Genomic DNA, 25,929 nt, shown 5'->3' on the forward strand with positions numbered 1-25,929 from the left:
GACACCCCCGTCATCACCCTCGACGCCCGACGACGCGACAGCGCCAAGAGCGCCCTCATCACCCTCGTCGAACACGCCCTCCTCGCCCGCCTGCGGTGAACGGGGCGGCCACCGGGGCGGTGCGGCCACCGGACCAGGGGGTCCGTGGGCCGCACCGCCCGGGGGCTCACCCGGCGGACGGCTCCAGGCCGGCCCGCAGCAGGCCGTAGGTGTAGGCGTCGTCCAGGGCCAGCCAGGACGCGGCGATCACGTTGTCGGCCACCCCGACGGTGGACCAGCTGGTGGTGCCGTCGGTGGACTCGATCAGTACCCGGGTCTTGGAACCGGTGCCGTGCTGGCCCTCCAGGATGCGGACCTTGTAGTCGACCAGCTCCAGCTTGGCCAGCTGCGGGTAGATCCGCTCCAGCGCGGTGCGCAGCGCCTTGTCCAGCGCGTCGACCGGGCCGTTGCCCTCGCCGGTGGCGATCCGGCGCTCGCCCTTGGCCCAGACCTTGACCGTCGCCTCGTTGCCCGCGAAGCCCTGCGGCCCCTGCTCGCTGATGGTCCGCCAGGACTCCAGGGTGTAGAAGCGCTCGCGGCTGCCGCGCACCTCGTCACGGAGCAGCAGCTCGAAGGAGGCGTCGGCGGACTCGTAGGTGTAGCCGAGGTTCTCCTGCTCCTTGACCCTGACGACCACCCGGCCGGCCAGGTCCCGGTCGCTGGACAGGTCGTAGCCGAGCTCCTTGCCCTTGAGCTCGACCGAGGCGCGGCCGGCCATGTCGGAGACCAGCATCCGCATGGTGTTGCCGACCGTCTCCGGGTCGATGTGCTGGTAGAGGTCCGGGTCGACCTTGATCGCGGAGGCGTGCAGACCGGCCTTGTGCGCGAAGGCGGAGTGGCCGACGTACGGCTGGTGGGTGGAGGGCGTCAGGTTGACCACCTCGGCGACCGCGTGCGAGATCCGGGTCATCTCGGCCAGGCTGCCGGGCGGCAGCACCCGGCGGTCGTACTTGATCTCCAGCGCGCCGACCACCGGGAACAGGTTGGCGTTGCCGACCCGCTCGCCGTAGCCGTTGGCGGTGCACTGGACGTGGGTGGCGCCCGAGTCGACCGCGGCCAGCGTGTTGGCGACGGCGCAGCCGGTGTCGTCCTGGGCGTGGATGCCGATCCGGGCACCGGGCTTGTAGGTCGCGGAGTCGGCGAGGACGTCGGCGACGATGTCGCGGACGCCGGCCGGCAGCATCCCGCCGTTGGTGTCGCAGAGCACCACCACGTCGGCACCGGCCTCGTGCGCGGCGCGGACCACCGCCAGGGCGTAGGCGCGGTTGGCCTTGTAGCCGTCGAAGAAGTGCTCGCAGTCGATGAACACCCGGCGGTCCTGGGAGCGCAGGTAGGCCACGCTGTCCCGGATCATCTCCAGGTTCTCGTCCAGCGTGGTGCGCAGCGCCAGTTCGACGTGCCGGTCGTGGGCCTTGGCGACCAGGGTGATCACCGGGGCGCCGGAGGTCACCAGAGCGGCCAGCTGCGGGTCCTCGGCCGCCTTGCCGCCGGCCCGCCGGGTGGCGCCGAAGGCGACCAGCTGGGCGTGCCGGAGGTCCAGTTCGGCGGCGGCCCGGGCGAAGAACTCGGTGTCCCGCGGATTGGCGCCGGGCCAGCCGCCCTCGATGAACCCGACCCCGAACTCGTCCAGATACCGGGCAATGGTCAGCTTGTCGGCCACCGTGAGGTTGATGCCCTCGCGCTGCGCGCCGTCGCGCAGGGTGGTGTCGAAGACGTGGAAGCTGTCGTCGGTGCGGTTGCTGGCCTGGGTCATGGCCCTGGGTCTCCGTTCCGGGAGGTTGGTACTGCTCTGCCGGTTCTGATCCGGCTCCACTGTCCAGCATCCCGCGCGCGCCCGGTGTCGCTCGGCCCCTTGTGGGGGCTCCGGCCGGTCCGGGGGTGTGCCGTTCGGGCCGGGCCCGAAAAGCAAAAGACCCCTCGCGGGTGCGAGAGGTCTGCGCGCGGGTCTGGACGCTGGTGGTCGCTCCGCATCGGGTACTGCGGAGCGGTCACTGCGGACCGGCGCGCCTGCTGCTAATGATCAGCGAAAGCGAGGACACGCTCGCAGTGTGGCACACCCTCCGGAGTCCGGCCCGGCCGTCTCGCGATCCGAAACGGCACGGGCCGGGGCGGCTCCGGATCAGACGATCTTGTGCAGCCAGCCGTGGGTGTCGGGGCGCTGGCCGCCCTGGATGGCCAGCAGCGCCCGGCGCAGCTCCATGGTGGTCGGGCCGGGCTCGCCGGCACCGACGGTCCAGTCCCCGCCGCGGGACTTGACCGAGCCGACCGGGGTGATGACGGCGGCGGTGCCGCACGCGAAGACCTCGGTGAGGGTGCCGTCGGCGTTGCCCCGCTTCCACTCCTCGGTGGAGATCTTCCGCTCCTCGACGGCGTAGCCGAGGTCGGCGGCGAGCTGGAGCAGCGAGTCGCGGGTGATGCCGGGGAGCAGCGCGCCGGAGAGCTCGGGGGTGACGATCGTCGCGTCCTTGCCCTCGCCGAAGACGAAGTACAGGTTCATCCCGCCCATCTCCTCGATCCACCGGTGCTCGGCGGCGTCGAGCCAGACCACCTGGTCGCAGCCCTTGGCGGCGGCCTCGGCCTGGGCGACCAGCGAGGCGGCGTAGTTGCCGGCGCACTTGGCGGCACCGGTGCCGCCCGGCGCGGCGCGGACGTAGTCCTCGGAGAGCCAGACCGAGACCGGCTTGACGCCACCGGAGAAGTAGGCGCCGGCCGGCGAGGCGATGATCATGAAGAGGTAGGAGTTGGCCGGGCGCACACCCAGGCCCACCTCGGTGGCGAACATGAAGGGCCGCAGGTAGAGGCTCTGCTCCTGCTCGTTCGGCACCCAGTTCTGCTCCTGCTGGACCAGGTGCTCGACGGCCTCGACGAAGGTCTCGATCGGCAGCTCCGGCATGGCCAGCCGGCGGGCGGAGGCCTGGAAGCGGGCGGCGTTGGCCTCCGGGCGGAAGGTCGCGATCGAGCCGTCGGCCTGGCGGTAGGCCTTCAGGCCCTCGAAGATCGACTGACCGTAGTGCAGCGTCATGTTCGCCGGGTCGATCTCCAGCGGCGCGTACGGCGCCAGCTGGGCGTCGTGCCAGCCCAGGCCCTCGGTCCACCGGATGGTGACCATGTGGTCGGTGAAGATCCTCCCGAAGCCGGGGTTGGCCAGCCGGGCCTCGCGCTCCGCGTCGGACAGCGGGTGCGCGGAGGGCTTGAGGTCGAACGTGATGGGCGCCTGGGTGGGCGTGCTCATGGCTGTGTGTCCTTCACCGTGGGGTTGGTCCGGGCCGCCTCCGTCGGGTGAACGTTTCGGCGAACGAACGCACGACGGCACGGCCCACTGTCGATACTCGCATCCAGAGGGCCGTGCCGAACAGCTGTCGACCCCAGGAGGAGTCGGCGGCCGCGGTTGTGCGCTTGTGCGCCCCGGCCCCTTCGGCCGGAACACCGCTTGTCGGATCCGGCCTCCCGGCCTGATCCCGCGTGTCGGATCCGGCCTGTCAGCCGGATACTCGGGTGGCGAGCGCGTCGCCGACCTGGGAGGTGCTGCGGGTGCCGGTGCGCTCGGTCAGGTCCGCGGCGACCGCGGCCTCGACCGCGGCGGCCTCGGCGGCGAAGCCGAGGTGCTCCAGCAGCATGGCGACCGAGAGCACGGTGGCGGTCGGGTCGGCCTTGCCCTGGCCCGCGATGTCCGGGGCGGAGCCGTGCACGGGCTCGAACATCGACGGGAAGTCGCCGCTCGGGTTGATGTTGCCGCTGGCGGCCAGGCCGATCCCGCCGGTGACGGCGGCGGCCAGGTCGGTCAGGATGTCGCCGAACAGGTTGTCGGTGACGATCACGTCGAACCGCTCGGGCTGGGTGACGAAGAAGATGGTCGCCGCGTCGACGTGCAGGTAGTCGGTGGTGACCTCGGGGAACTCCCGGCCGACCTGCTCGAAGATCCGCGTCCACAGGTGACCGGCGTGCACCAGCACGTTGTTCTTGTGGACGAGGGTCAGCTTCTTGCGCGGCCGCGCCTGGGCCCGGCGGTAGGCGTCGCGGACGACCCGCTCGATGCCGTAGGCGGTGTTCAGGCTGACCTCGGTGGCCACCTCGTGCTCGGTGCCGGTGCGCAGCGAGCCGCCGTTGCCGACGTACGGGCCCTCGGTGCCCTCGCGGACGACCACGAAGTCGATCGCGGGGTCACCGGCCAGCGGCGACGCCACGCCCGGGAAGAGCCGGCCCGGCCGCAGGTTGATGTGGTGGTCGAAGGCGAACCGCAGCTTCAGCAGCAGCCCGCGCTCCAGCACGCCGGACGGGACGCTCGGGTCGCCGATGGCGCCGAGCAGGATCGCGTCGTGGGTCTTCAGCTCCGCCAGCACGCTGTCCGGCAGCGTCTCGCCGGTGCGGTGGTAGCGCCGGGCGCCGAGGTCGTACTCGGTGGTCTCCAGCTTCACGTCGGCGGGCAGCGCCGCGCCAAGGACCTTGAGGCCTTCGGCCACCACTTCCTGGCCGATGCCGTCACCGGGAACTACTGCGAGACGAATGGTGCGAGACATGCTCGGACCCTACTCCGCCGTCCCAGGGGCTGACACTTCGCGTCCACTATCCGGACGATCGATCCGGCACGCAGTCGTCGAGCGCGCGCTCCAACCGCTTGAGGGTCGCCCTATGGAACAGCGTCTGCGGAATCGCGAAGATCAGGCTCCCGTCGAGCAACTCGGTGTGCGGCGGGAGATCCGGCAGCCGGTCGAGGTCCTCGGCGGTGTACCCGCCGACCGGGGGCGGAGCCAGTCGAGGTACGGCTCGATGCTCATGATCCTCCCGTACGGGCATCCTGACGGACGCTCTCAGGCTACTCGGCGGGATCCCGCCGGACGTCACTCCCACGAGGGAGCGCGGGAGGCGGAACCCGCGCCCGGGGCGCGTCTATGCTCGCGACGAACTGGTCCGGCATTCCTCGTGGAACGGGGCGAATCACCATGGCCGAGCGACGGCGGGAGGCGTTGGCCTGCGGGGTCGCGGCGGGCCTGGGCATGGCCGGGTACGCGCTCGCCGCCGCCCTGCGCGGGGCCTGGCCGCCCGGGGCCGCGGAGACGGCGGTGCCGTTCCACGCCCAGCTGTGGGACCTCGTCCACGGCGAGACCACCGGGGACCTGCTGTTCACCTGGAACAGCGGGTACGGCGCGCCGTTCCTGGCCGACTTCTTCGCCTACCTGATGAACCCGTTCTCCTGGCCGGCCGCGCTGCTGCCGCGCGACCAGGCCCAGCTCGCGGTCTTCCTGGTGGCGCTGGGCAGCATCGGCCTGGGCACCGGCCTGATGACCCACGCGCTGGGCCGCCTGCACGCCGGCCCGCACTGGCTGCGGGCGGTCGCCGCCCTCGGCTACGGGCTCTGCGCCTGGGTGCCGACCGTGGGCGGTTCGGCCCCGATGTGGCTCTGGGGCCTGGTCTCGCTGCCGCTGCTCGTCCTGGCCGGCGACTGGTGCCTGCACGAGCGCCGCTGGATGGCCGGCACCCTCTGCGTCGCCCTCGCCTGGGCGGGCAACCTCTACACCGCCGCGATGGCCACCATCACGGCCGGCCTGGTGCTCGCGGTGCGGCTGGCGGCCGTCCGGCGGCCGTTCAAGGCCGTGGTCCGGGTGACCGGTCGGGCGGTCACCACGGCCGGCCTCGGGGTGCTGCTCGCCGCGCCGGTGCTGTTCGTCGGCGTCCGGGCCGCGCAGGAGGCGCAGCCCGAGTCCCCCGTCCAGCCGCTCGGCCCCTCCGGGCTCGGCGGGCACCTCGCCCAGTTGCTGCCCGGCACCCAGAGCGGGCGGCCGCTGCCGGACGTCTCGATCGGCCTGCTCGGCCTGCTGCTGGTGGCCGGGCTGCCGTTCAACCGGCGGGTGCGGCCCCGGGAGCGGATCGTCTGGTGCGCCCTGCTGGCCATGGTGGTGCTGAGCTTCGTCTGGACGCCGACCGTGCTGGTCTGGCACGGCCTGGCCATCCCGGCCGGCGGCCCCTACCGGGCGGCCTTCGTGCTCAGCGGGCTGCTGGTGCTGGCCGGCTGGGTCTCGCTGGTGCACCGGCCCGACACCCCGACGCTGCTCGGCGGTGCCGCCGTGACCGCCCTGGTGGCCGGGATCGCGGCGGCGCACCGCTCGGTGCACGGGTCGACCTGGGCCCTCCTCGCGCTGGGCGGCGCGGTGCTGCTCACCGCGCTGTGGACCCTGGAGCACCGGCACACCGACCGCCGGGCGGGCGCCGCCGCGACCACCGTCCTGGGCGCCGCGGTGCTCGGCGGAGCGGTCTGGTCGGCCTACGCCGCGCTGGGCACGCCGGCCGCCGGGACGCCCTCGGGCGCCGCAGTCCGGGCCGCGCACGCGGCGCTGCGGCAGGCCGCCGACTGGCCGCGGGCCCGGAGCGACCCGGGACCGCACGCCTTCACCCCGAACGACCCGCTGCTGCTCGACGGCCAGGGCGGCGGCTACTCCAGCGGGTCCCTGCCCACCGTCACCGCGCTGCTGCTGCACGACCTGGGCGCCGGCTGGTCGGCCGGCGGGCGGCTCACCCGGAGCGTCACGGACCCGGTCGGACGGGCGCTGTTCGCCGTCCGGACCCAGCTCGCCGACGGGCCGGCGCCGAACGGCTTCACGGTCACCCGGTCCGCCGCTCCCCCGCTGGTCACCGTCCTCCCGGCGGGCTCCGCCCCGGACACCTCCTCGGTCTGGTCGCGCCAGGAGTCGCTGCTCGGCGGCCCGGTCTACGACGTCCCCGGGCTGGTCCCGGCCGGCGGTCCGGAGCCGGCGGAGCACGGCAGCAGCGGCTGGTCCGTCCCCGCCACCCCCGCCGGTTCGGACGGCACCGCGTTCACCGCGGCCTGCACCCCGGGCGCCACCGCGTACTTCCACGGGGTCTGGTTCGACGGCACGGTGAGCGGCCTCGCCACGACCTACCGCAGCGACGGCGAGCAGCCGACCACCGCCGTGCCGATCCACGAGCTGGGGACGGTGCCCGCCGACGGCGTGGTGCGGGTGGTGCTGCGCGCGGACGCCGTCACCCAGGTCCCGGCCCGGCCGGTCGGCTGTCTGCGGCCCGGCGCGCTGGACGCGGCCGTCGCGCGGCTCACCGCGACCGGCGCCCGCTCGGTCACGGCCGGCGGGCACACCCTGGCCGCCGTCCTCCCGCCCGGCAGCACCGGGACGGCGCTGCTCTCCGTCCCGGCCACCGCGGGCTGGACCTGCGCGACCGGCGGCGGCCGGCCCACCGCGCCCACCTCCGTCCTCGGCATGATCGGTGTCCCGCTCGGCGCCGGCGCGGACCGGATCAGCTGCTCGTTCCGGCCGCCCGGTCTGACCGAGGGGTTGCTCCTCGCGCTGGCCGCGGCCGCCGTCACCACCCTGACCGGGGTCTTCGGCCGGCTCCGCCACCGGCCCACCCGCACACCGCGCCGGATCCGCCGGGCCGCCCACCGGGGGCGCGCCGACGGGTAGCGATGCCGGAGGCCGTCACCGCGTGCGGTGACGGCCTCCGGCGGGGCGGGGCGGGTCGGGACGGAGCGGTCAGGGGAGGGCGAGGACCTGGCCCCGGTGGCCGTCCCGGTTGAAGTGGTGGAGCAGGAGCAGCCGGGAGGTGTCCCCGTCGGCGCGCCGGACGTCGAGGACGGTGCCCGGCGGGAGGGCGGCGGCCACCGCGGCGGGGCCGCCGGGACCGGTGCGGACGTCCAGGGCCGGGTGCAGCACGTCGACCGCGAGGGTGGGCCTGGTGCCGCGCAGGCCGACGGCGGAGAACGCCTCGGCCGGGTCGGGCTTCCCCGAGGTGGCGACACCGGTCCAGAGCCCGTAGCGGACGGTGCTGTGCCCGGCGCGCACCCCCGGCAGGGCGGCGAGGCGCACCGGCAGCACCAGGACGTCGCTGTCCAGTAGCGCGGTGTCGGTGTCCCCCCAGCGGGCGTTCAGCGGCTGGACGTCCAGCTCGGCGCCGCTGCGGGCGTCCACCGACCGGGCGACCAGGACGTCGCTGCCGGGCTGCCGGTCCGCCTTGACGAAGACGTCGGTGGCGCCGTCCCCGTCGGTGTCCAGCGAGGCCCGGACGGCGAAGACGCCGACCGGGGTGGCGGCGGGCGCCCAGAACTGCGCGGCGAGGTAGAGCATGCCCTGCTCGTCGCCGACGGCGGGCGCGTCGGAGGCCGCGCCGACCGCGCGCAGGTTGGCCGCCCGGTCGCCGGGGCGCTCGACGCAGACGTCCTGCGGGGCCTGCGGTTCGGTGCTCTCCTCCGGCACGATGCCGGCCCCCGGTCCGACCGCGGCGCCGCTGTCGGGCGGGCAGTCGGGCCAGCGGGCGCCCTCGCCGCCCAGCGCGAAGGCGCTGAGCAGTCCGGGCTGCTCGGCCGGCGCCCGGGTGCCGCCGAGCACGACCAGGGCGCCGGTCCTGGTGCCGCGCGCCGGCGCCGCCGCGCTCAGGTCCGAGGCCGGGCGGGGAGCGGCGAGCAGCGGGACCCGAAGCTGGGGCAGCGCGTCGTCCGAGACGGGCGTGAGCAGCAGCCGCCCGGAGAGCTCGCCCCGGTAGCTGCGGGCCCGGCCGCCCTGGCTGGTGTCGATGGTCGGGTCGGGCGCGCGGCCCAGCTGTCCCGGGACGGTCAGCGTGACCCTGACCCGGGCGGTGCCGCCGGCCGGCACCTCGACCCGGTCGGGCGCGATCTCGAAGCGGGCGCCGGGCAGTTCGGTGGCGGCCGCGTAGCCGGTGCGGTACAGCGCCGCCGTGCCGGACAGGTTGCGGACCTCGACCTCGCGGACGAGCCCGAGCGGGCCGCCGACGGCCACCGGGCCGAAGGAGACGCCGACGCTGCCCGGCGCCGCGCCCTCGCCCGCCGCGTAGGCGACCACCGGGGTCCGGACGGCGCGGTCCACCTGGGCCCGGCCGGCGCCGGTGCGCTCGGGGCCGTAGACCGGGCCGGTGTGCCCGTCGCCGGGCCAGGTGTCCCCGGCGGTGTTCATCAGCGCGGCCTTGAGCTGCTCGACCGTCCACTCCGGGTGGGCCGCGCGGACCAGCGCGGCCAGCCCGGCGACGTGCGGGGTGGCCATCGAGGTGCCGTCCTCGCGCTGGCCGCCGACGCCGCTGCCGGCCTTGGCGGACCAGATGGTCTCGCCGGGGGCGGCGAGGTCGGGCTTGACCACGCCGGGCACGCCGATCCCGCGCGAGGTGAAGTCGGTGAGGGTGTCGGCGCGTTGCGGCTGGTCCTGGGAGACGACACCGTGCAGCGGGTTGCCGGGGGCGGCCAGCCGGACGGTGACCGGGCCGCTCGCCGCACCCTGGCGCAGCCGTTCCCCGTCGGCCCGGGCGAGCAGCGCGAGCGGGATCCGGTCGTTGCCGGAGACCTCGGCGAGGTGGTCGTCGTCGGCGGCGAGCAGGGCGCCGATCGCGCCCGCGTCGGCGGCGTGGTCCGCGCGCGGCCCGGAGCCGCAGGCCCGCTCGGACGCCCGGGTGCTCCAGGCGAGGACGGCGATCCGCCCGGCGAGCCGCTGCCGGTCGGCCTCGCCGAACGCCGTGCAGCCGTCGGACTGGTCGACGGGCAGGGCGAGTTCACCGCTGACGTCGGCGCTCGACCAGCCCTGGTAGCGGGCGCTCCAGTGGCCCGGGACGACCCCGGCGAGCGGCTCGGGGGCCAGTACCGTCAGGCCGTCGGCGTCGCTGTGCGGGTCGACCGAGGCGGCGACGGCGACGGCCCGGGCGGCGGTGCCGGGGCTGCCGCCGATGCCGTAGACGTCGCCCTCGTTCCCGGCCGCCGCGACCACCACGGTGCCGAGTTCGGAGAGGTGGTCGACGGCGATCGCGTCGGCGTCGTCGGTGGCGCCGAAGCGGCTGCCGAGGGAGAGGTTGACGACGTCGAGCCGGTCGCCGAGGTCGCCGTCGCCGTTCGGGTCGGCGGCCACGTCGAGGGCCTGGGCGAGCTGGTCGGTGGCGCCGTCGCAGCCGAACACCCGGATCGCGTACAGCTGCGCGCCGGGCGCGGCGCCCGGGCCGACCGCGAAGCCGGCCGGGTCGAGGCCGGGCCGGTAGGGGCCGGGGTAGGGGCGGCCGTCGGTGGTGACGCCGAGGCCGGCGGCGGTACCGGCGACGTGTGTGCCGTGGCCGTTGAGCGCGCAGTCGATCGGGTTGTCGTCCGGGTGCGGGTCGGGCTGGTGGTGCGGGGAGGTCGGGTCCGGGTTGTAGTCGTCGCCGACCAGGTCGCGGCCGCCGACCACCTTGGCGTTCGGGAAGAGGCCGGCGGGTGCGGGCTTGGCGCCGTCCACGGCCTTGAACGCGTCCTCGGTGCCGGGGCCGCCGAAGTCCGCGTGGGTGTAGTCGATGCCGCTGTCGATGATGCCGATCCGCACCCCCTGACCGGTGTTGCCGGCCCCGGCGTCACCGGCTCCGGCGTCCCAGACCCACGGCGCACCGGTCAGCGGCACGGAGTGCGCGTTGTCCCGCTGCTTGCGCACGATGGGGTGGACGGCCCGGACGCCCGGCAGCGCGCGCAGGGCGGGCAGCCGGGAGGCCGGCACGGTGACGGCGAGTCCGGTGAGCAGGGTTCGGGTGCGGTACAGCTCGCGGACGGTGGGAGCCGTACCGCGGACGGCCTGGGCCAGCCGGTCGAGCGCTTCGGACGCCCGGGTCACCTGCTCGGCTCCGGCCCGCGCGGCCTCCTGTCGGACGGCCTCCGGGGAGCGCCGGGCTCGCCGGGCCTCGGTGGCCGCCTGCCGCCAGGCCGGACCTGCGGCCTCGGTGCCGAGCTCCAGCAGGACGGAGGCCGGGCGGCCGGCGCCGGGGGGCGCGGCCGTCGGTGGACTGCCGGCCGCCGGGGCGGCGGTGAGCAGGAACGGCCCCGCCAGCAGGGCCAGGGTGAGGCCGATCCGGGCGATCGGACGACGGACGGGTGGCTGACGCACTGGGCCCTCTCCCCCGGCAAGGGGAACTGATCCGCACGCCGTGCCGCTGACGCCCGCCCGCGCGGACGCCGATCACCCTTCCGGGGCCCCAAATTAGGATGATCGCGCCGGACAGCGCGAGCAACATCCCTCCAACGGGTGCCACGTGCACTCTCGGGAGTGACTCACCGTCAGGCTGTGCGGGCTATTCGGCAGATGAACGCCGGTTCCGGAGGGTGAGACCCGCCCGGCGCAGCGGCGAGCGGCCCTGGACCCAGGACGCCGGGAGGCGGCCCGCTCAGAGGTGGCCCGTCACGCCACCGTTGTCACGGCGGTCCAGCGCGCGCTGCAGCGCGGCGGCGGCGAACGGGGGCCGCTCGGTCGCGCGGCGGCGGCGCGGCGTACGGGCGGTGGTGGCGGGGGCGGGGGTGGCGTGGCGGTCTGCGGTGGGAGGCATACCGGGCTCCTTGGATCGAATGCGCCGGGCAGTGGCGCAGAGGGTGGGGAGAGGGGGGTGCCGGCGAAGCGCGTCGCCAGGGGGGCTCGCGGCGGAGCGGGAGCACGCCGGGCGGGGATCGCCTGCCCACGGCGTACGGGCGCACACGGGCCGCACACCCTGGCTACAGGGGCGGCGCACCGTATGGCTCTTCCACGGTACGACCCGGGCCCTGGCCTGTCTGCACGAATACTTGGATTTCCTAGTATCTGAGACGGGACTCACCCGGAGCGCCGGTCCGGCCCCGGACGCGACAGGGCCCGGACCACCGCGCGGCGGTGGTCCGGGCCCTGTCGGAACGGCTCTGCCGGGGCTCAGGCGCCCAGGTCGACCGAGCGGGCGAAGCGGGCGCCGATCTCGGCCGCGATCGCCGACAGCACCTCCTGCGGGATCTGGGAGTCCACGGTGATCGAGGCGAGCGCGCCGCTGCCGTCGCGGGCCACCTGCATGCCGGCGATGTTGATGCCGGCGTCGCCGAGGTGGCGGCCGAGCACGCCGACCACGCCCGGGCGGTCCTCGTACTTGAAGAACGCCATGTGGTCGGTGAGCGCCACGTCCACGTCGAAGGCGTCCACGCCGACGATCTTCTGGGTCTGCTTCGGACCGGCCAGGGTGCCCGAGATGGCGATCTCGCCGCCGTCCGCCAGGGTGCCGCGGACGGTGATCACGTTGCGGTGCTCGGGGCTCTCGCTGGAGGTGGTCAGGCGCACCTCGACACCGCGCTCCTGGGCGAACAGCGGGGCGTTGACGTAGGACACCGTCTCCGCCACGACGTCCTCGAACACACCCTTGAGGGCGGACAGTTCGAGCACCTTCACATCGTGCTGGGTGATCTCGCCGCGGACCTCGACGTCCAGGCGGACGGCCACCTCGCCGGCCAGCGCGGTGAAGATCCGACCGAGCCGCTCGGCCAGCGGCAGGCCCGGGCGGACGTCCTCGGCGATCACGCCGCCCTGGACGTTGACGGCGTCCGGGACGAGCTCGCCGGCCAGCGCCAGGCGGACGGACTTGGCGACCGCGATGCCGGCCTTCTCCTGGGCCTCGTCGGTGGAGGCGCCCAGGTGCGGGGTGGCCACCACGTTGTCGAAGCCGAACAGCGGGGAATCGGTGCACGGCTCCTTGGCGTAGACGTCCAGGCCGGCGCCGGCCACCCGGCCGTCGCGCAGGGCGCTCGCCAACGCGGCCTCGTCCACGATGCCGCCGCGGGCGGCGTTGACGATGCGCACGCTGGGCTTGACCTTGTGCAGCGCCTCGTCGCCGATCAGACCGATGGTCTCCGGCGTCTTCGGGAGGTGGACGGTGATGAAGTCCGAGATCTCCAGCAGCTCTTCCAGCGAGACCAGCTTGACGCCCATCTGCGCGGCGCGGGCGGCCTGGATGTAGGGGTCGTACGCGACGATCTGCATGCCGAACGCGGACATCCGCTGCGCGACCAGCACGCCGATCCGGCCGAGGCCGACGACGCCGAGGACCTTCTCGCTCAGCTCGACGCCGGTGTACTTGTTGCGCTTCCACTCGCCCTGCTTCAGGGCGGCGTTGGCCGGCGCGATGTTGCGGGCGACCGAGATCAGCAGGCCGCAGGCGAGTTCGGCGGCGGTGACGATGTTGGAGGTCGGCGCGTTGACGACCATCACGCCGGCCTTGGTGGCCGCGGCGACGTCCACGTTGTCCAGGCCGACGCCGGCGCGGGCGACCACCTTGAGCTTGCGGGCGGCGGCCAGCGCCTCGGCGTCCACCTTGGTGGCGGAGCGGATCAGGATGGCGTCCACGTCCGCGATCGCGGTCAGCAGCTCGGTGCGGTCCGCACCGTTGCAGTGGCGGATCTCGAAGTCCGGCCCGAGGGCGTCGACGGTGGCGGGGGACAGCTCTTCGGCGATCAGTACAACGGCGGTCTTGGTCACAGTGCTCACGACAGTGGTCCTTAACTGTCCGGTTCTCCCCGGCACGTAGGTGGCGTGGAAGGCGGGGGGAAGGTGGCATGCCGCGTAGGTAGACGCACGACGCTGTGGGCCTGACGCGCACTCGGAAGTGTATCGACGGGCTGGGTACCAGGCTGCTCCCGTCCGGCGAAATCACCCGGACGGGAGCAGCCTAGTTGTACAAGGACCCTACGGAATCGGACAGGTCCCGAAGGGGGCGGAGCCTTAGGGCTCAGGCCTCTTCCTTGACCCAGCTCATCAGCTTGCGGAGCTTCTTGCCGGTGGTCTCCAGCAGGTGGTCCTCGTCGGCCTTCTTGTACTCGTTGTACTTGGGCAGACCGGCCTTGTACTCGGCGATCCAGGTGTTGGCGAAGGTGCCGTCCTGGATCTCGGCGAGGACCTTCTTCATCTCGGCCTTGGTGGCGTCGGTGATGATGCGGGGGCCGGTGACGTAGTCGCCCCACTCTGCGGTCTCGGAGACCGACCAGCGCATCTTCTCCAGGCCGCCCTCGTACATCAGGTCGACGATGAGCTTCAGCTCGTGCAGGCACTCGAAGTAGGCGATCTCCGGCTGGTAGCCGGCCTCGACCAGGGTCTCGAACCCGGCCTTCACCAGGGCGGCGGTGCCACCGCAGAGGACGGCCTGCTCACCGAACAGGTCGGTCTCGGTCTCCTCGGTGAAGGTCGTCTTGATGACGCCGGCCTTGGTGGCGCCGATGCCCTTGGCGTAGGACAGCGCCAGCTCCAGGGCCTTGCCGGAGGCGTCCTGCTCGACGGCGACGATCGCGGGGACGCCGCGACCCTCCTCGTACTGGCGGCGGACCAGGTGGCCCGGGCCCTTCGGGGCGACCATGCAGACGTCGACGTCGGCCGGCGGCTTGATGAAGCCGAAGCGGATGTTCAGGCCGTGGCCGAAGAACAGGGCGTCGCCCGCCTTCAGGTGCGGCGCGATGGACTCCTCGTAGACGTCGGACTGGATCGGGTCCGGCACCAGGATCATGATGACGTCGGCCTCGGCGGCGGCCTCGGCCGGGGTGACGACGCGCAGGCCGGCCTCCTCCGCCTTGGCGCGGGACTTCGAGTCGGCCTTCAGGCCGACCCGGACGTCGGCACCCGAGTCGCGCAGGGACAGCGCGTGGGCGTGGCCCTGGCTGCCGTAGCCGATGACCGCGACCTTGCGGCCCTGGATGATGGACAGGTCGGCGTCGTCTTCGTAGAACAGCTCGGCCACGGGGGCACATCTCCTTGCGTGATGGTCTTGCCGGGTACGTTCCCACGGTACGTGGACCCGGCAGGGTGTGGGACGGTGCTTCAGGGGGTGAGACGACCGCGCTACGCGCTGCGGTCGAGGGCGCGCAGCGAGCGGTCGGTGATCGACCGGGCGCCGCGGCCGATGGCCACCAGGCCGGACTGGACGAGCTCCTTGACGCCGTACGGCTCCAGCATCCGGAGCATGGCCTCCAGCTTGTCCGAACTACCGGTGGCCTCGATGGTCACCGCGTCGGGGGACACGTCGACCGTCTTGGCGCGGAAGAGCTGGACGATCTCGACGATCTGCGACCGCGTCTCGTTGTCGGCGCGGACCTTCACCAGGACCAGTTCCCGCTGGATCGCAGCGGACTGGTCGAGTTCGACGATCTTTATCACGTTCACGAGCTTGTTGAGCTGCTTGGTGACCTGTTCCAGCGGGAGGTCCTCGACGTTGACCACGATCGTCATCCGGGAGATGTCCGGGTGCTCCGTCGGGCCGACGGCGAGGGAGTCGATGTTGAAGCCCCGACGGGAGAACAGCGAGGCGATGCGGGCGAGCACGCCGGGCTTGTTCTCGACCAGGACGGAGAGGGTGTGCTTGGACATGGGGTCTCTGTTCCCTTGGCGTTCCGGAGCGGGCGTCAGTCGAGGTCGTCGCCGAAGTCGGGCCGGACGCCCTTGGCGAACTGGATCTCGTCGTTGCTGGTGCCGGCCGCGACCATCGGCCAGACCATGGCGTCCTGGTGGACGATGAAGTCGATGACGACCGGGCGGTCGTTGATCTCCATCGCCTGCTTGATCACCGCGTCCAGGTCCTCCGGGCGCTCGCAGCGCAGGCCGACGCAGCCCATCGCCTCGGAGAGCAGCACGAAGTCGGGGATCCGGGTGCCCTGGGCCGGCGGCTCGATGCCGTCGTGGTCCGGGCCGGCGTGCAGCACGGTGTTGGAGTAGCGCTGGTTGTAGAAGAGGGTCTGCCACTGGCGGACCATGCCCAGCGAACCGTTGTTGATGACCGCGACCTTGATCGGGATGTCGTTCAGGGCGCAGGTGACGAGTTCCTGATTGGTCATCTGGAAGCAGCCGTCGCCGTCGATCGCCCAGACCGCCGTCTCGGGGCGGCCCGCCTTGGCCCCCATCGCGGCCGGCACCGCGTAGCCCATGGTGCCCGCGCCGCCCGAGTTCAGCCAGGTGGCCGGCTTCTCGAACTGGATGAACTGCGAGCTCCACATCTGGTGCTGGCCGACGCCCGCGGCGTAGATCGCCTCCGGGCCGACCAGCCGGCCGATCCGCTCGATGACCTGCTGCGGGGAGAGCTGACCGGCCGGGGCCGGCTCGTAGCCCAGCGGGTAGGTCTTCTTCCACTCGTTGAGCTTGACCCACCAGTCCGCGTAGTCGCTGCGGTGGCCGGCGTCGAACTCGGCCTGGACGGCGACGATCAGGTCGGCCAGCACCTCGCGGGCGTCGCCGACGATCGGCACGTCGGCCGGGCGGTTCTTGCCGATCTCGGCCGGGTCGATGTCGGCGTGGACGACCTTGGCGTAGGGCGCGAAGCTGTCCAGCTTGCCGGTGACGCGGTCGTCGAAGCGGGCGCCCAGGGTGAAGAGCAGGTCCGACTTCTGCAGCGCCGTGACGGCCGGGACGGTGCCGTGCATGCCGGGCATGCCCAGGTGCTGCGGGTGGCTGTCGGGGAAGGCACCGAGCGCCATCAGCGTGGTGACCACGGGGGCGCCGGTCAGCTCGGCGAGGATCCGCAGTTCGGCCGTGGCGTGCGCCTTGAGCACCCCGCCGCCGACGTACAGCACCGGGCGCCGGGCGCTCACCAGCATCTTCGCGGCCTCGCGGATCTGCTTGGCGTGCGGCTTGGTGACCGGGCGGTAGCCGGGCAGCGAGGTCTCGGCCGGCCAGCGGAAGGTGGTGGTGGCCTGCAGCGCGTCCTTGGCGATGTCGACCAGCACCGGGCCGGGACGGCCGGTGGCGGCGATGTGGAACGCCTCGGAGATCACCCGCGGGATCTCGGCGGGGTCGGTCACCAGGAAGTTGTGCTTGGTGATCGGCATCGTGATGCCGCAGATGTCCGCCTCCTGGAAGGCGTCGGTGCCGATCGCCTTGGAGGCGACCTGCCCGGTGATCGCCACCATCGGGACGGAGTCCATGTACGCGTCGGCGATCGGGGTCACCAGGTTGGTCGCGCCCGGCCCCGAGGTGGCCATGCAGACCCCGACCTTGCCGGTGGCCTGGGCGTAACCGGTGGCGGCGTGGCCGGCGCCCTGCTCGTGGCGGACCAGGATGTGGCGCACCTTGGTCGAGTCCATCAGCGGGTCGTACGCGGGAAGGATGGCCCCGCCCGGGATGCCGAAGACGGTGTCCGCGCCCACGGCCTCCAGCGAGCGGATGAGCGACTGGGCTCCGGTCATGGTCTCGACGACGTGCTGGGGAGCGGGAGCGTGGGCGGCCGGGGTGTCCCCGCGGCGGGGGGATGCGGCGTGCTCAGTCATCTGCCTGTCTCTTCTCGGGTTTCGCCGGCCCGGGTGGTTGCGGGCCCCAAGTGGCTGAGGGTGGGGTCCCGCGTGTCGGGCCGATCGCCGGCTCTGCCCCAATCGTCCCTCCTCTCCCTCCGGAATCGGGGGGAATCGGGCGGCCGGGGCCAGTGGTCTTGCGGAGTGGAACAGCGTCAGTGCAACAAAAAACCCCTCGTGCCAAGGGCATGCGAGGGGTGGCGCGTCGGTCTGTCACGAGCGGGGCATCGCCCGCTCAGCCGACGCGCCCGCCAAGTACGAGAATTCGGGTGCGCATGGCAACGACCTTCCTCCCGTGCGGGGTCGACTGTCAAGCAGGTGGGACGACAGTCTCGCCATGCGGACCGTGCCCCGGGCCGGCGGCGGCCCGGTGTTCGGGCAGGTCGGAGGGGCTGTGAGGGGGCCCGGACCGGCCCGCGCCGGGCTCGCCGCGGCCACCCGTCCGGGTGTCCGCGGCCAGGTACGCGCGCCGCGCCGAGAGCGAGCCGAGCGGGCGCGGCAGCGGGTAGGAACGGCGCACCAGCGCCCGCCGCAGCCGGGTCTCGTCCAGCGGCGGGGCGAAGGCCGACCCCTGGCCCTGCCGGCAGCCCAGCTCCTGGAGGACGGCCACCTGGCGCGGCAGGTCCACCCCCTCGGCCGCGGTCACCAGGCCGAGGTCCCGGCCGAGCCGCAGCGCGTGCCCGGCCAGCGTCCGGCCGAGCGGCGAATCACCGAGGTCCTGGACCAGCGTGCGGTCCAGTTTGAGGCTGTCGAAGGGCAGCCGGGCGAGCGCCCCCAACGAGCCGTTGCCCGCCCCGAAGCCGGCCAGCGCGGTCGAGACGCCGAGCCGGCGCAGCGCGGCCAGCCGGCGGCCGAGTTCGTCGGCCAGCGCGTCCGGGCCCATCCGGGCCACCTCGACCACCAGGTGGCCGGCCGGCAGTCCGGTGTCGCGCAGCGCCGCGACCACCGCCTCGTACATGCCGGGCGAGCAGAGGCGCTGCGCCGAGAGCCGGACCGACACCGGCACCGGGGCCGGCGCCGAGCGGGTTCTCGCCGGCAGCCCGCGGCGCAGCGCGGCGGCCGTCACCGCCTCGTGGATCAGCCAGCGGGAGAACCGGGTGGCCGCGTCGCCGTGCTCGGCGGAGCGCAGGAACTCGGCGGGGGTGAGCAGCAGGCCCTGCGCGGAGCGCCAGCGGGCCTGGGCCTCGACGCCGGTGACGGCGCCGGTCCCGAGGTCCACCACCGGCTGGTGGAGCAGTGTGAAGCCGCCCTCGCGGACGGCCACCCGCAGCCGCTCCTCCAGCTCGGTTCGGCGCTCCAGGTCGGCCCGCATCGCCGGGGTGTAGAGCACCACCCGGCCCTTGCCCTCGGACTTGGCCCGGTACATCGCGAGGTCGGCGTTGCGCATCAGCTCGTCGGTGGCGGCCCGGGGATCGGCGGCCGGGCCACGCTCGGGGGTGCCGAAGGAGATGCCGATGCTGGCCGCGACGCTGAGTTCGGCGCCGCCGATCCAGTACGGCTCGGAGAGGGCGATCCGCAGCCGCTCGGCGAGTTCCTGGACCTGCAACCGGCCGAGCGGGCCGCAGACCAGCGCCGCGAACTCGTCCCCGCCGAACCGGGCGACGGTGTCGCCGCCGCGCACCGCGCCCTGCAGCCGGCGGGCGGCCTGCACCAGCAGTTCGTCGCCGACCTGGTGGCCGGCGCTGTCGTTGACCGCCTTGAAGCCGTCCAGGTCGAGGAAGAGCACGGCGATCCCGGCGCCCGCGCCGCCCTGCTGGCCGCGGGTGGCCAGGGCGGCGCGCAGCCGTTGGGCGAACAGCGCCCGGTTGGGCAGGTCGGTGAGCGGGTCGTGGAAGGCGTTGTGCTGCAACTGGGCCTGCAGTATGACGCGTTCGGTGACGTCCCGGCTGTTCAGGATCAGGCCGTCGCGGTACCGGTTGACGGTGGACTCGACGTGCAGCCACTCGCCGGCGCCGGAGCTGATCCGGCACTCCACCCGGGCCGCGGACGGCTCGGCGGCGGCGGGCGAGCGGAGCGCGGCGAGCCGGCCCCGGGCCAGGAAGCGGCGGACCTCCGCGAGCACCCGGTCCACGTCCTCGGGGTGGACGAGGTCCAGCAGGTTGCCGCCGACCAGCTCCTCCGGATCCCGCCCGTAGACGCCGAGCGCGGCCGGGGACACGTAGGAGAGCACGCCGTTGGCGCCGGCGATCATGATGACGTCGCTGGAGCCCTGCACCAGGGAGCGGAAGTGCGCCTCCTTGTGGGCAAGCTCCTGCGCCAGCGAGAGGTTGTCCAGCAGCATCACGCCCTGGCGCAGGATCAGGGCCAGGCCGACGGTGCAGGCGGCCGCGGCCACCACCCGGTCCAGGGGCCGCCCGCCGAGGGCGTTGTAGAGGATCCCGGCGGTGCAGACGGCGGCCGCCGCGTACGGGGTGAGCGCGCTGAAGGTGGTGGCCACCCGGCGGCGCGGCAGGCCGCCGACCGAGGGGTGCTCGCGCAGCGGACGGCGCCAGCGCGGCGACCACGGGGCCCAGGCCAGCAGCAGGCTGCCGGCGAACCAGCCGGCGTCCAGCAGCTCCCCCGAGTGGTAGTTGCTCTTCAGCTCCGGCGAGGTGAAGAGGGCGTCGCAGAGCACCGTCACGGCGAGCGCGATCATCGCGGTGTGCACCGCGGCCCGGTTGCCGTCGCGGCCGCCGAAGCGCAGCCCGACCACCAGACTGACCAGCAGGATGTCCAGCACCGGGTAGGCCAGGTTGGTCGCCAGCGCCACCACGGAGCCGTCCGCGCCGGCGGCGATCCGGCCGAGTGCCAGGCTCCAGCTCAGGGTGAACAGCGAGCCGGCCACCAGCCAGCCGTCCAGCAGCAGGCAGAGCCAGCCGGCGGCGCTGCGCGGGCGCTGGGAGAGCACCAGCACGCCGGTGATGGCGAGCGGGGCGAACAGCAGGAAGGCGAACTCGGCGAGCGAGTCCTGCGGCTGCTTGCCGGGTTCGACCAGCTCGTACCAGCCCCAGGTGGCGTTGCCGAACGCGACCATGAGCGAGGAGAGGCCGAACAGCAGCCAGGCCGAGCGGGCCGGGCCGCCGACCGTACAGGCGTACGTCAGACAGGACAGCGCGGCCGCGAGCGCGGCCGCCGCCAGGCCGAAGTCCCCCATGAAGACGGAGAGTTGGCGTGACCCCCAGCCGAGGGACGCGCCCAGGGCGTACGCCAGGCAGAGGGCGCCGAGCACGGTGCCGGGCAGGGATCGGCTGTACAGCAGTCGGCGGACCGGGCCGCGCCGGACGGCTGCGGACAGGTCGGCGTCCGGTACGCCCGACCGTCCGGCTCCGGGCAGCACCGCATCGGTGGAGCTCACTCGGCCTCTCCCCCTCCGGCCCGGAGCCTGGCGCCCCGGCCACGGGCCACCGGCCGCGCACCTGATGGCCGTACGCGGTGACCAGGCGCCCCGTCAGGGCGATGGCCCAGGGGGTGGGCGGCCTGCCGGCCGACGCACCGCACCGATGTTCCCACTCGGGACCCTACACCACTTCGGTCACTCAATGACACGCACACTCAACTTAGAGTAATGGTGAAGGGGTGGTGAAATGCACCCGATTCCGCCGGATCAGGCCGGTTGGCGGGGGCGTGCGGGCGGGGGCTCACGCGGCGCGCACGGGAGCACGCGGCGGGGTCCGGCGACCACCGGCCGGTCCGGGCAGGTCCGGCCGGTGGTCACCGGCGAGCGTGCGGGTCAGCGGCCGGCCAGCGCCGGCTCGTCCGGGAAGAGCCGCAGGCGGTGCGCCAGTGCGGCGGCCTCGCCCCGGCCGGCCACCGCGAGCTTGCCGAGGATGTTGGAGACGTGCACGCTCGCGGTCTTCGGCGAGATGTACAGCTCCTCCGCGATCTGCCGGTTGGTACGGCCCCGGGCGAGCAACCGGAGCACGTCCCGCTCACGGGGGGTGAGCCCGAAGGAGTCGCCGACCGCGGGCACCGCGACGGCCCTCGCCGCACGGGCGGTCAGCGCCAGACCGGCCCGCTCGGCCAGGCCGTTGATCTCGGCCAGCAGCGCGCTGTCCGACCGGGCCCGGGCCAGCGTCCGGGCCTCGCGGAGCAGGGCCGCCCCGGCCTCCCGGTCGCCGGCCAGCACCCCGGCCTCGCCGGCCCGCAGCAGGGCCGCCGCCAGCGGGCCGGGCAGCCCGGCCGGCCGCAGCGCCTCGACGGCGACGGCCCACTGCACCGGGGTGTCCAGGCCCTCGGCCCGGGCCAGTTCGGCCTCCAGCAGGCGCGCCCAGCCGTGGTGCAGCGGCGCCTTGGGAGTCAGCCCGGCGGCCACCTCGGCGATCCTGGCCAGCACCGCGGGCCGGCCCGGATCGGCCTCCGGCAGGCCCCGGCCGTCGGCCTCGGCCGCGGCTCCGTCGATCAGCAGCGGGTAGAGCGCGGCCTCGTTCCCGGCCGGGACGGGGCCCCCGATCACCGCGAGCAGTTCGGCCCGCGCCTCCAGCGGCCGCCCGCCGCGGGCGGCGATCAGCACCGCGAGCCGGGAGATCGGCACCGAGTGCTGGACCTGGCAGACCCGGTCCGAGGCCCGGGCCTGGGCCAGCATGCCGGCCGCCGCCGGGAGGTCCCCGCGCAGCAGGGCCAGCTCGCCCCGCAGCCGGTCGAGGAACTCGGCGTGGCTGCCCGGGTACTGGGTCCGCTCGGCGCCGGCCAGCAGCTCGGCCGCCTCCCCGGTCCGGCCCAGGTCGAGCAGCGCCTCGGCGAGGTTGCCGAGCAGCAGGGTGCCGATGTTGCGCAGCAGGCCGGTGCCGTCCGCCGTCTCCAGCCCCTCGCGGGCGAGCGCCACCGCCTCCTCCGCGCGGCCGAGCGACTGCAGCAGGCTGGCCAGGTTGTTGAGGCCGCGGAGCATCAGGTCGGGGACGCCGAGCCCACGGGTGGCGGCGAGCGCCTCGGTCAGCTCGGTGACGGCGGCCTCGGGGTCGTTGCCCAGGTCGTGGCGGAGCGTGCCGAGCGTCATCCGGGCGTGCTGCTCGACGGCGTGCGCGCCGACCTGGCGGGCGATCGCCGCGGCCCGCTCGGCGAGTTCGACGCTCTCGCCGGTCGGGTTGTTGAGCATGGCGATGCCGGCGCTCAGCGCGAACACCTCGGCCTGCACCGCGGAGGGCGGCAGGTGCTCGACCAGCCGCCGGGCGTAGGCCGCCTCGTCCTGGTCCTTGGAGCGGTTGAGGTGGCCGAACATCCGGGCCCGGTTCATCCGGAACCAGGCGGCCCGGGCCGGGTCGCGGTTCTCGTCGACCAGCTTCAGCGCCCGCCGGGAGAGGCTCAGCCCGCGCTCGCGGTCCCCGCTGCGCCGGGCCGCGACCACCGCCTCGGCGAGGACGTCGACCAGTTGCAGCCGCTCGCAGTCGCCGTCGTGGGTGTCCGCGTCGCAGGAGCAGGGCGGGTAGGTCTCGGCCCAGTCGTAGGGGCGCAGGGTGTGCGCCAGGACGTCCTCGGAGACCTCGTCCCACAGCTCCAGGGCGCGCTCCAGCATCCGCAGCTGCTCGGCGAAGGCGTTGCGCCGGCGGGCCGCCCGGGCGGCGTCCAGGGCGCTCGGCAGGGCCCGGACCGGATCGTGCGCGTGGTACCAGTAGTTGGCCAGCCGGGCCGGCCGGACGTCGCAGCCGACCAGGTGCGGCTGCTGCTCCAGGGCGGTGGCGAAGCGGCGGTTGATCCGGTGCCGCTCGCCGGGCAGCAGGTCGTCCGAGACCGCCTCGCGGACGAGGGCGTGCCGGAACCGGTAGCCGTCCCCGTCGGTGTCCGGGCGCAGGATGTTGGCGCCGACGGCCGCGCGCAGCGACTCGATCAGCTCCTCCTCGTCGTCCAGCACCGCGGCCAGCAGCGCGTGCTCGACGTAGGAGCCGCCCTCGGCGGCGATCCGCAGCACCCGCTGGGTCTCCTCGTCCAGCGCCTCGACCCGGACCAGCAGGATGTCCCGCAGCGAGTCGGTGAGCCCGGCCGAGCAGCCGGACTGGAAGGAGGTGGCGAGCTCCTCGACGAAGAACGGGTTGCCCTCGGAGCGGCGGTGGATCCGGTCGACCAGCTGCCGGTCGGGGTCGGCGGTGCCGAGGATGCCGGCCAGCTGCTCGGCCACCTCGCCCGGGCCGAACCGCTCCAGCTCCATCCGCTGGACGGTGCGCAGCCGCTCCAGCTCGGCGAGGAAGGGCCGCAGCGGGTGGCGGCGGTGCAGGTCGTCGGTGCGGTAGGTGGCCACCAGCAGCACGCGGGCCCGGTGCAGGGTGCGGACCAGGTAGGTGAAGAGCTCCCGGGTCGAACGGTCGGACCAGTGCAGGTCCTCGACCGCGAGCACGAGGGTACGGTCCGTGCCGAGCCGCTCGAACAGCCTCGCGGTGTGCTCGAACAGCCGGGCCCGGCCGTACTCGTCGTTGGGTTCGCCGTCGGCCTCGCCGAAGTCGGGCAGCAGCCGGGCGAGGTGGCCCTCGCTGCCGGCCGCGGCGGCCTCCAGCTCGGCGCCCAGCCCCCGGTGCAGCCGGCGCAGCGCGGTGGCCAGCGGCGCGTACGGCAGCCCCTCGGCGCCGACCTCCAGACAGCCGCCGACGGTGGTGACCACGCCCTCGTCCGCGCAGCACCGGTCGAGGAACTCCTCCAGCAGCCTGGTCTTGCCGACGCCCGCCTCGCCGCCGATCAGGACGGTCTGCGGCTTCCCCTCCCCGGCCCGCCGCAGCGCCTCGCCCAGTTCGGTGATCTCGGTGCCGCGGCCGACGAAGACGGGACTCACCGATATCTGCTGCATGGAGGCGAGCATGCCATAACCGTCCGGGCCGGGCCGATCGGTTATCCCGCCCCTCGGACGCCCGGAAGGGGAGGCGCTGGATCGCACCTCCCCTTCCATCTCCGTCCCGGCCCCGGCCGGGTGTCGACCCGTCAGCACTCGCGCAGACGCGCGGCGCGCCGCTCGGAGCGGACGGCGGGCAGTCGGCGCAGGCCGCGGCGGTCGCCCTTGGCCTCGCGGACCAGGCGCTGGTGGTCGGCCTGGGCGTGGAGTTCCCGCACCTGGTGCTGGATGAGCTCGTACTCGAACACGGTGTTTCCCCTCGTGGTGGTCTCTCTCGTTCTGAGGTAAAGCCTCCTCCCCCAGGGGGGTGCGCCACATCGGCACCTTGCCCGATGTTCCGGGCGGCCTGCGCCTTAGGTCGGGCGGCCGGGAACGGCAAAGGCCCGGATCCACCCCACTTAGGGGGTGGATCCGGGCCCTGAGCGCACTAAGGCACCTTAGAAAGCCTTAGATGCCTTAGAAACCGTGGTCGGATCCGGTCGGCACCGAGCTTCTCCAGGTAGTGCCTACTGCCCTTCCACGCCGAGCTTCGCCAGGATGAGGTCCTTCACCCGGGCCGCGTCGGCCTGCCCGCGGGTGGCCTTCATGACCGCGCCGACGAGCGCGCCCACCGCGGCGACCTTGCCGTCGCGGATCTTGGCGGCGATCGCCTCGTTGCCGGCGATGGCCTCGTCGACGGCCGCGCCGAGCGCGGAGTCGTCCGAGACGACGGCCAGGCCGCGCTTCTCGACGACCTCGTCCGGCTCGCCCTCACCGGCCAGCACGGCCTCGATGACCTGGCGGGCCAGCTTGTCGTTCAGCTTGCCCTCGGCGACCAGCGCGGTCACCCGGGCGACCTGCGCCGGGGTGATCGGCTGCTCGCTCAGCTCGGTGCCGGTCTCGTTGGCCCGCCGGGCCAGCTCGCCCATCCACCACTTGCGGGCCTGGTCGGCCGGGGCGCCCGCGGCGATGGTCTCCAGGATCGGCTCGACCGCGCCGGCGTTCAGCACCGACTGCATGTCCTTGTCGGTCAGGCCCCACTCGGCCTGCAGCCGGGCCCGGCGCACCCGCGGCAGCTCGGGCAGACCGGCGCGCAGCTCCTCCACCCAGGCGCGGGACGGCGCGATCGGCACCAGGTCCGGCTCGGGGAAGTAGCGGTAGTCCTCGGCGTTGTCCTTGATCCGGCCGGCGGTGGTGCTGCCGTCCTCCTCGTGGAAGTGCCGGGTCTCCTGGACGATCGTGCCGCCGTCGCCCAGCACCGTGGCGTGCCGCTGGATCTCGAACCGGGCGGCCCGCTCGACGCTGCGCAGCGAGTTGACGTTCTTGGTCTCGGAGCGGGTGCCGAACTTCTCGGTGCCGTTGGGGCGCAGCGACAGGTTGACGTCGCAGCGCATCTGGCCCTTGTCCATCCGGGCCTCGGAGACGCCCAGCGCCTTGATCAGCTCACGCAGCTCGGCGACGTACGCCTTGGCGACCTCGGGGGCCCGCTCGCCGGCGCCCTCGATCGGCTTGGTGACGATCTCGATCAGCGGGATGCCGGCCCGGTTGTAGTCGAGCAGCGAGTGCGTGGCGCCGTGGATCCGGCCGGTCGCGCCGCCGACGTGGCTGGACTTGCCGGTGTCCTCCTCCATGTGGGCGCGCTCGATCTCCACCCGGAAGGTCGAGCCGTCCTCCAGCTGCACGTCGAGGTAGCCGTTGAAGGCGATCGGCTCGTCGTACTGCGAGGTCTGGAAGTTCTTCGGCATGTCCGGGTAGAAGTAGTTCTTCCGGGCGAACCGGCACCACTCGGCGATCTCGCAGTTCAGCGCCAGGCCGATCTTGATCGCCGACTCGACGCCGATGGCGTTGACCACCGGCAGCGAGCCGGGCAGGCCCAGACAGGTCGGGCAGACCTGGCTGTTCGGCTCGGCACCCAGTTCGGTCGAGCACCCGCAGAACATCTTGGTCTTGGTACCCAGCTCGACGTGGACCTCAAGGCCCATCACCGGGTCGTACGACGCGAGAGCGTCCTCGTAGGAGACCAGGTTCATGACGCTCACAGCGTCCCCTTCGCTAAAAGTCTGTGGAGGTACGGGCCCGGCCGCGCACGGTC

Annotated in this window: 14 protein-coding genes and 2 pseudogenes; 2 read left to right on the top strand and 14 right to left on the bottom strand. The window is 73.8% G+C overall.

The window, feature by feature from the left end; genetic code table 11:
• Positions 1-99 (top strand): annotated as a pseudogene (locus ABZ497_RS02775) (ATP-binding protein); the annotation flags it as partial.
• Positions 100-166: 67 nt separating this feature from the next.
• On the opposite strand, the gene cimA reads toward ABZ497_RS02775, so the two are convergent.
• From cimA to ABZ497_RS02795, 4 genes and pseudogenes are all read right to left on the bottom strand, one after another.
• On the bottom strand, positions 167-1,792 hold the full coding sequence (gene cimA, locus ABZ497_RS02780) for a citramalate synthase (RefSeq protein ID WP_352295297.1): 1,626 nt from the start codon (positions 1,790-1,792) through the stop codon (positions 167-169).
• A 366-nt stretch (positions 1,793-2,158) separates the two neighbouring features.
• A complete protein-coding gene (locus tag ABZ497_RS02785; protein WP_329489720.1) occupies positions 2,159-3,271 on the bottom strand; it encodes a branched-chain amino acid aminotransferase in 1,113 nt (370 codons plus the stop codon).
• A gap of 247 nt (positions 3,272-3,518) precedes the next feature.
• Positions 3,519-4,556 (bottom strand): 3-isopropylmalate dehydrogenase, encoded by a 1,038-nt coding sequence (locus tag ABZ497_RS02790; protein ID WP_359803014.1) that lies wholly within the window; start codon positions 4,554-4,556, stop codon positions 3,519-3,521.
• A 112-nt stretch (positions 4,557-4,668) separates the two neighbouring features.
• Positions 4,669-4,833: pseudogene (locus tag ABZ497_RS02795) on the bottom strand (Uma2 family endonuclease); the annotation flags it as partial.
• 146 nt (positions 4,834-4,979) lie between these two features.
• Here ABZ497_RS02795 and ABZ497_RS02800 point away from each other — a divergent pair.
• On the top strand, positions 4,980-7,472 hold the full coding sequence (locus tag ABZ497_RS02800; protein WP_359803016.1) for a YfhO family protein: 2,493 nt from the start codon (positions 4,980-4,982) through the stop codon (positions 7,470-7,472).
• Between the two features lie 69 nt (positions 7,473-7,541).
• Here ABZ497_RS02800 and ABZ497_RS02805 read toward each other — a convergent pair whose 3' ends face one another.
• The 10 genes from ABZ497_RS02805 to gatB all read right to left on the bottom strand — a co-directional run bounded on the left by ABZ497_RS02805 (position 7,542) and on the right by gatB (position 25,876).
• Entirely contained in the window at positions 7,542-10,907 is a 3,366-nt protein-coding gene (locus tag ABZ497_RS02805; protein WP_359803018.1) for a S8 family serine peptidase, read from the bottom strand.
• A gap of 277 nt (positions 10,908-11,184) precedes the next feature.
• Positions 11,185-11,343 (bottom strand): hypothetical protein, encoded by a 159-nt coding sequence (locus tag ABZ497_RS02810; protein WP_359803020.1) that lies wholly within the window; start codon positions 11,341-11,343, stop codon positions 11,185-11,187.
• Positions 11,344-11,696: 353 nt separating this feature from the next.
• Positions 11,697-13,283: a phosphoglycerate dehydrogenase gene (gene serA, locus ABZ497_RS02815; protein WP_329492255.1), complete on the bottom strand. Its 1,587-nt coding sequence runs from the start codon at positions 13,281-13,283 to the stop codon at positions 11,697-11,699.
• A 250-nt stretch (positions 13,284-13,533) separates the two neighbouring features.
• Positions 13,534-14,532 (bottom strand): ketol-acid reductoisomerase, encoded by a 999-nt coding sequence (ilvC, locus tag ABZ497_RS02820; protein ID WP_329489715.1) that lies wholly within the window; start codon positions 14,530-14,532, stop codon positions 13,534-13,536.
• 101 nt (positions 14,533-14,633) lie between these two features.
• Positions 14,634-15,158: an acetolactate synthase small subunit gene (gene ilvN / locus ABZ497_RS02825; protein ID WP_329489714.1), complete on the bottom strand. Its 525-nt coding sequence runs from the start codon at positions 15,156-15,158 to the stop codon at positions 14,634-14,636.
• A gap of 35 nt (positions 15,159-15,193) precedes the next feature.
• On the bottom strand, positions 15,194-17,047 hold the full coding sequence (locus ABZ497_RS02830) for an acetolactate synthase large subunit (protein WP_329489713.1): 1,854 nt from the start codon (positions 17,045-17,047) through the stop codon (positions 15,194-15,196).
• A gap of 331 nt (positions 17,048-17,378) precedes the next feature.
• Positions 17,379-20,306, bottom strand: a complete 2,928-nt coding sequence (locus ABZ497_RS02835; RefSeq protein ID WP_359803307.1) for an EAL domain-containing protein — start codon at positions 20,304-20,306, stop codon at positions 17,379-17,381.
• A 471-nt stretch (positions 20,307-20,777) separates the two neighbouring features.
• On the bottom strand, positions 20,778-23,828 hold the full coding sequence (locus ABZ497_RS02840; RefSeq protein WP_359803023.1) for an AAA family ATPase: 3,051 nt from the start codon (positions 23,826-23,828) through the stop codon (positions 20,778-20,780).
• Positions 23,829-23,947: 119 nt separating this feature from the next.
• On the bottom strand, positions 23,948-24,106 hold the full coding sequence (locus ABZ497_RS02845; RefSeq protein WP_329489711.1) for a hypothetical protein: 159 nt from the start codon (positions 24,104-24,106) through the stop codon (positions 23,948-23,950).
• Between the two features lie 258 nt (positions 24,107-24,364).
• A complete protein-coding gene (gatB, locus tag ABZ497_RS02850) occupies positions 24,365-25,876 on the bottom strand; it encodes an Asp-tRNA(Asn)/Glu-tRNA(Gln) amidotransferase subunit GatB (RefSeq protein ID WP_329489710.1) in 1,512 nt (503 codons plus the stop codon).
• Positions 25,877-25,929 lie beyond the last annotated feature (53 nt).

The organism is Kitasatospora sp. NPDC005751, from assembly GCF_040630835.1.
Taxonomy (GTDB): Bacteria; Actinomycetota; Actinomycetes; order Streptomycetales; family Streptomycetaceae; genus Kitasatospora.

Coding starts and splice junctions, on each gene's coding strand:
- cimA (WP_352295297.1), bottom strand. CDS start 1,792: ATGACCCAGGCCAGCAACCGCACCGACGACAGCTTCCACGTCTTCGAC.
- ABZ497_RS02785 (WP_329489720.1), bottom strand. CDS start 3,271: ATGAGCACGCCCACCCAGGCGCCCATCACGTTCGACCTCAAGCCCTCC.
- ABZ497_RS02790 (WP_359803014.1), bottom strand. CDS start 4,556: ATGTCTCGCACCATTCGTCTCGCAGTAGTTCCCGGTGACGGCATCGGC.
- ABZ497_RS02800 (WP_359803016.1), top strand. CDS start 4,980: ATGGCCGAGCGACGGCGGGAGGCGTTGGCCTGCGGGGTCGCGGCGGGC.
- ABZ497_RS02810 (WP_359803020.1), bottom strand. CDS start 11,343: ATGCCTCCCACCGCAGACCGCCACGCCACCCCCGCCCCCGCCACCACC.
- ilvN (WP_329489714.1), bottom strand. CDS start 15,158: ATGTCCAAGCACACCCTCTCCGTCCTGGTCGAGAACAAGCCCGGCGTG.
- ABZ497_RS02830 (WP_329489713.1), bottom strand. CDS start 17,047: ATGACTGAGCACGCCGCATCCCCCCGCCGCGGGGACACCCCGGCCGCC.
- ABZ497_RS02840 (WP_359803023.1), bottom strand. CDS start 23,828: ATGCTCGCCTCCATGCAGCAGATATCGGTGAGTCCCGTCTTCGTCGGC.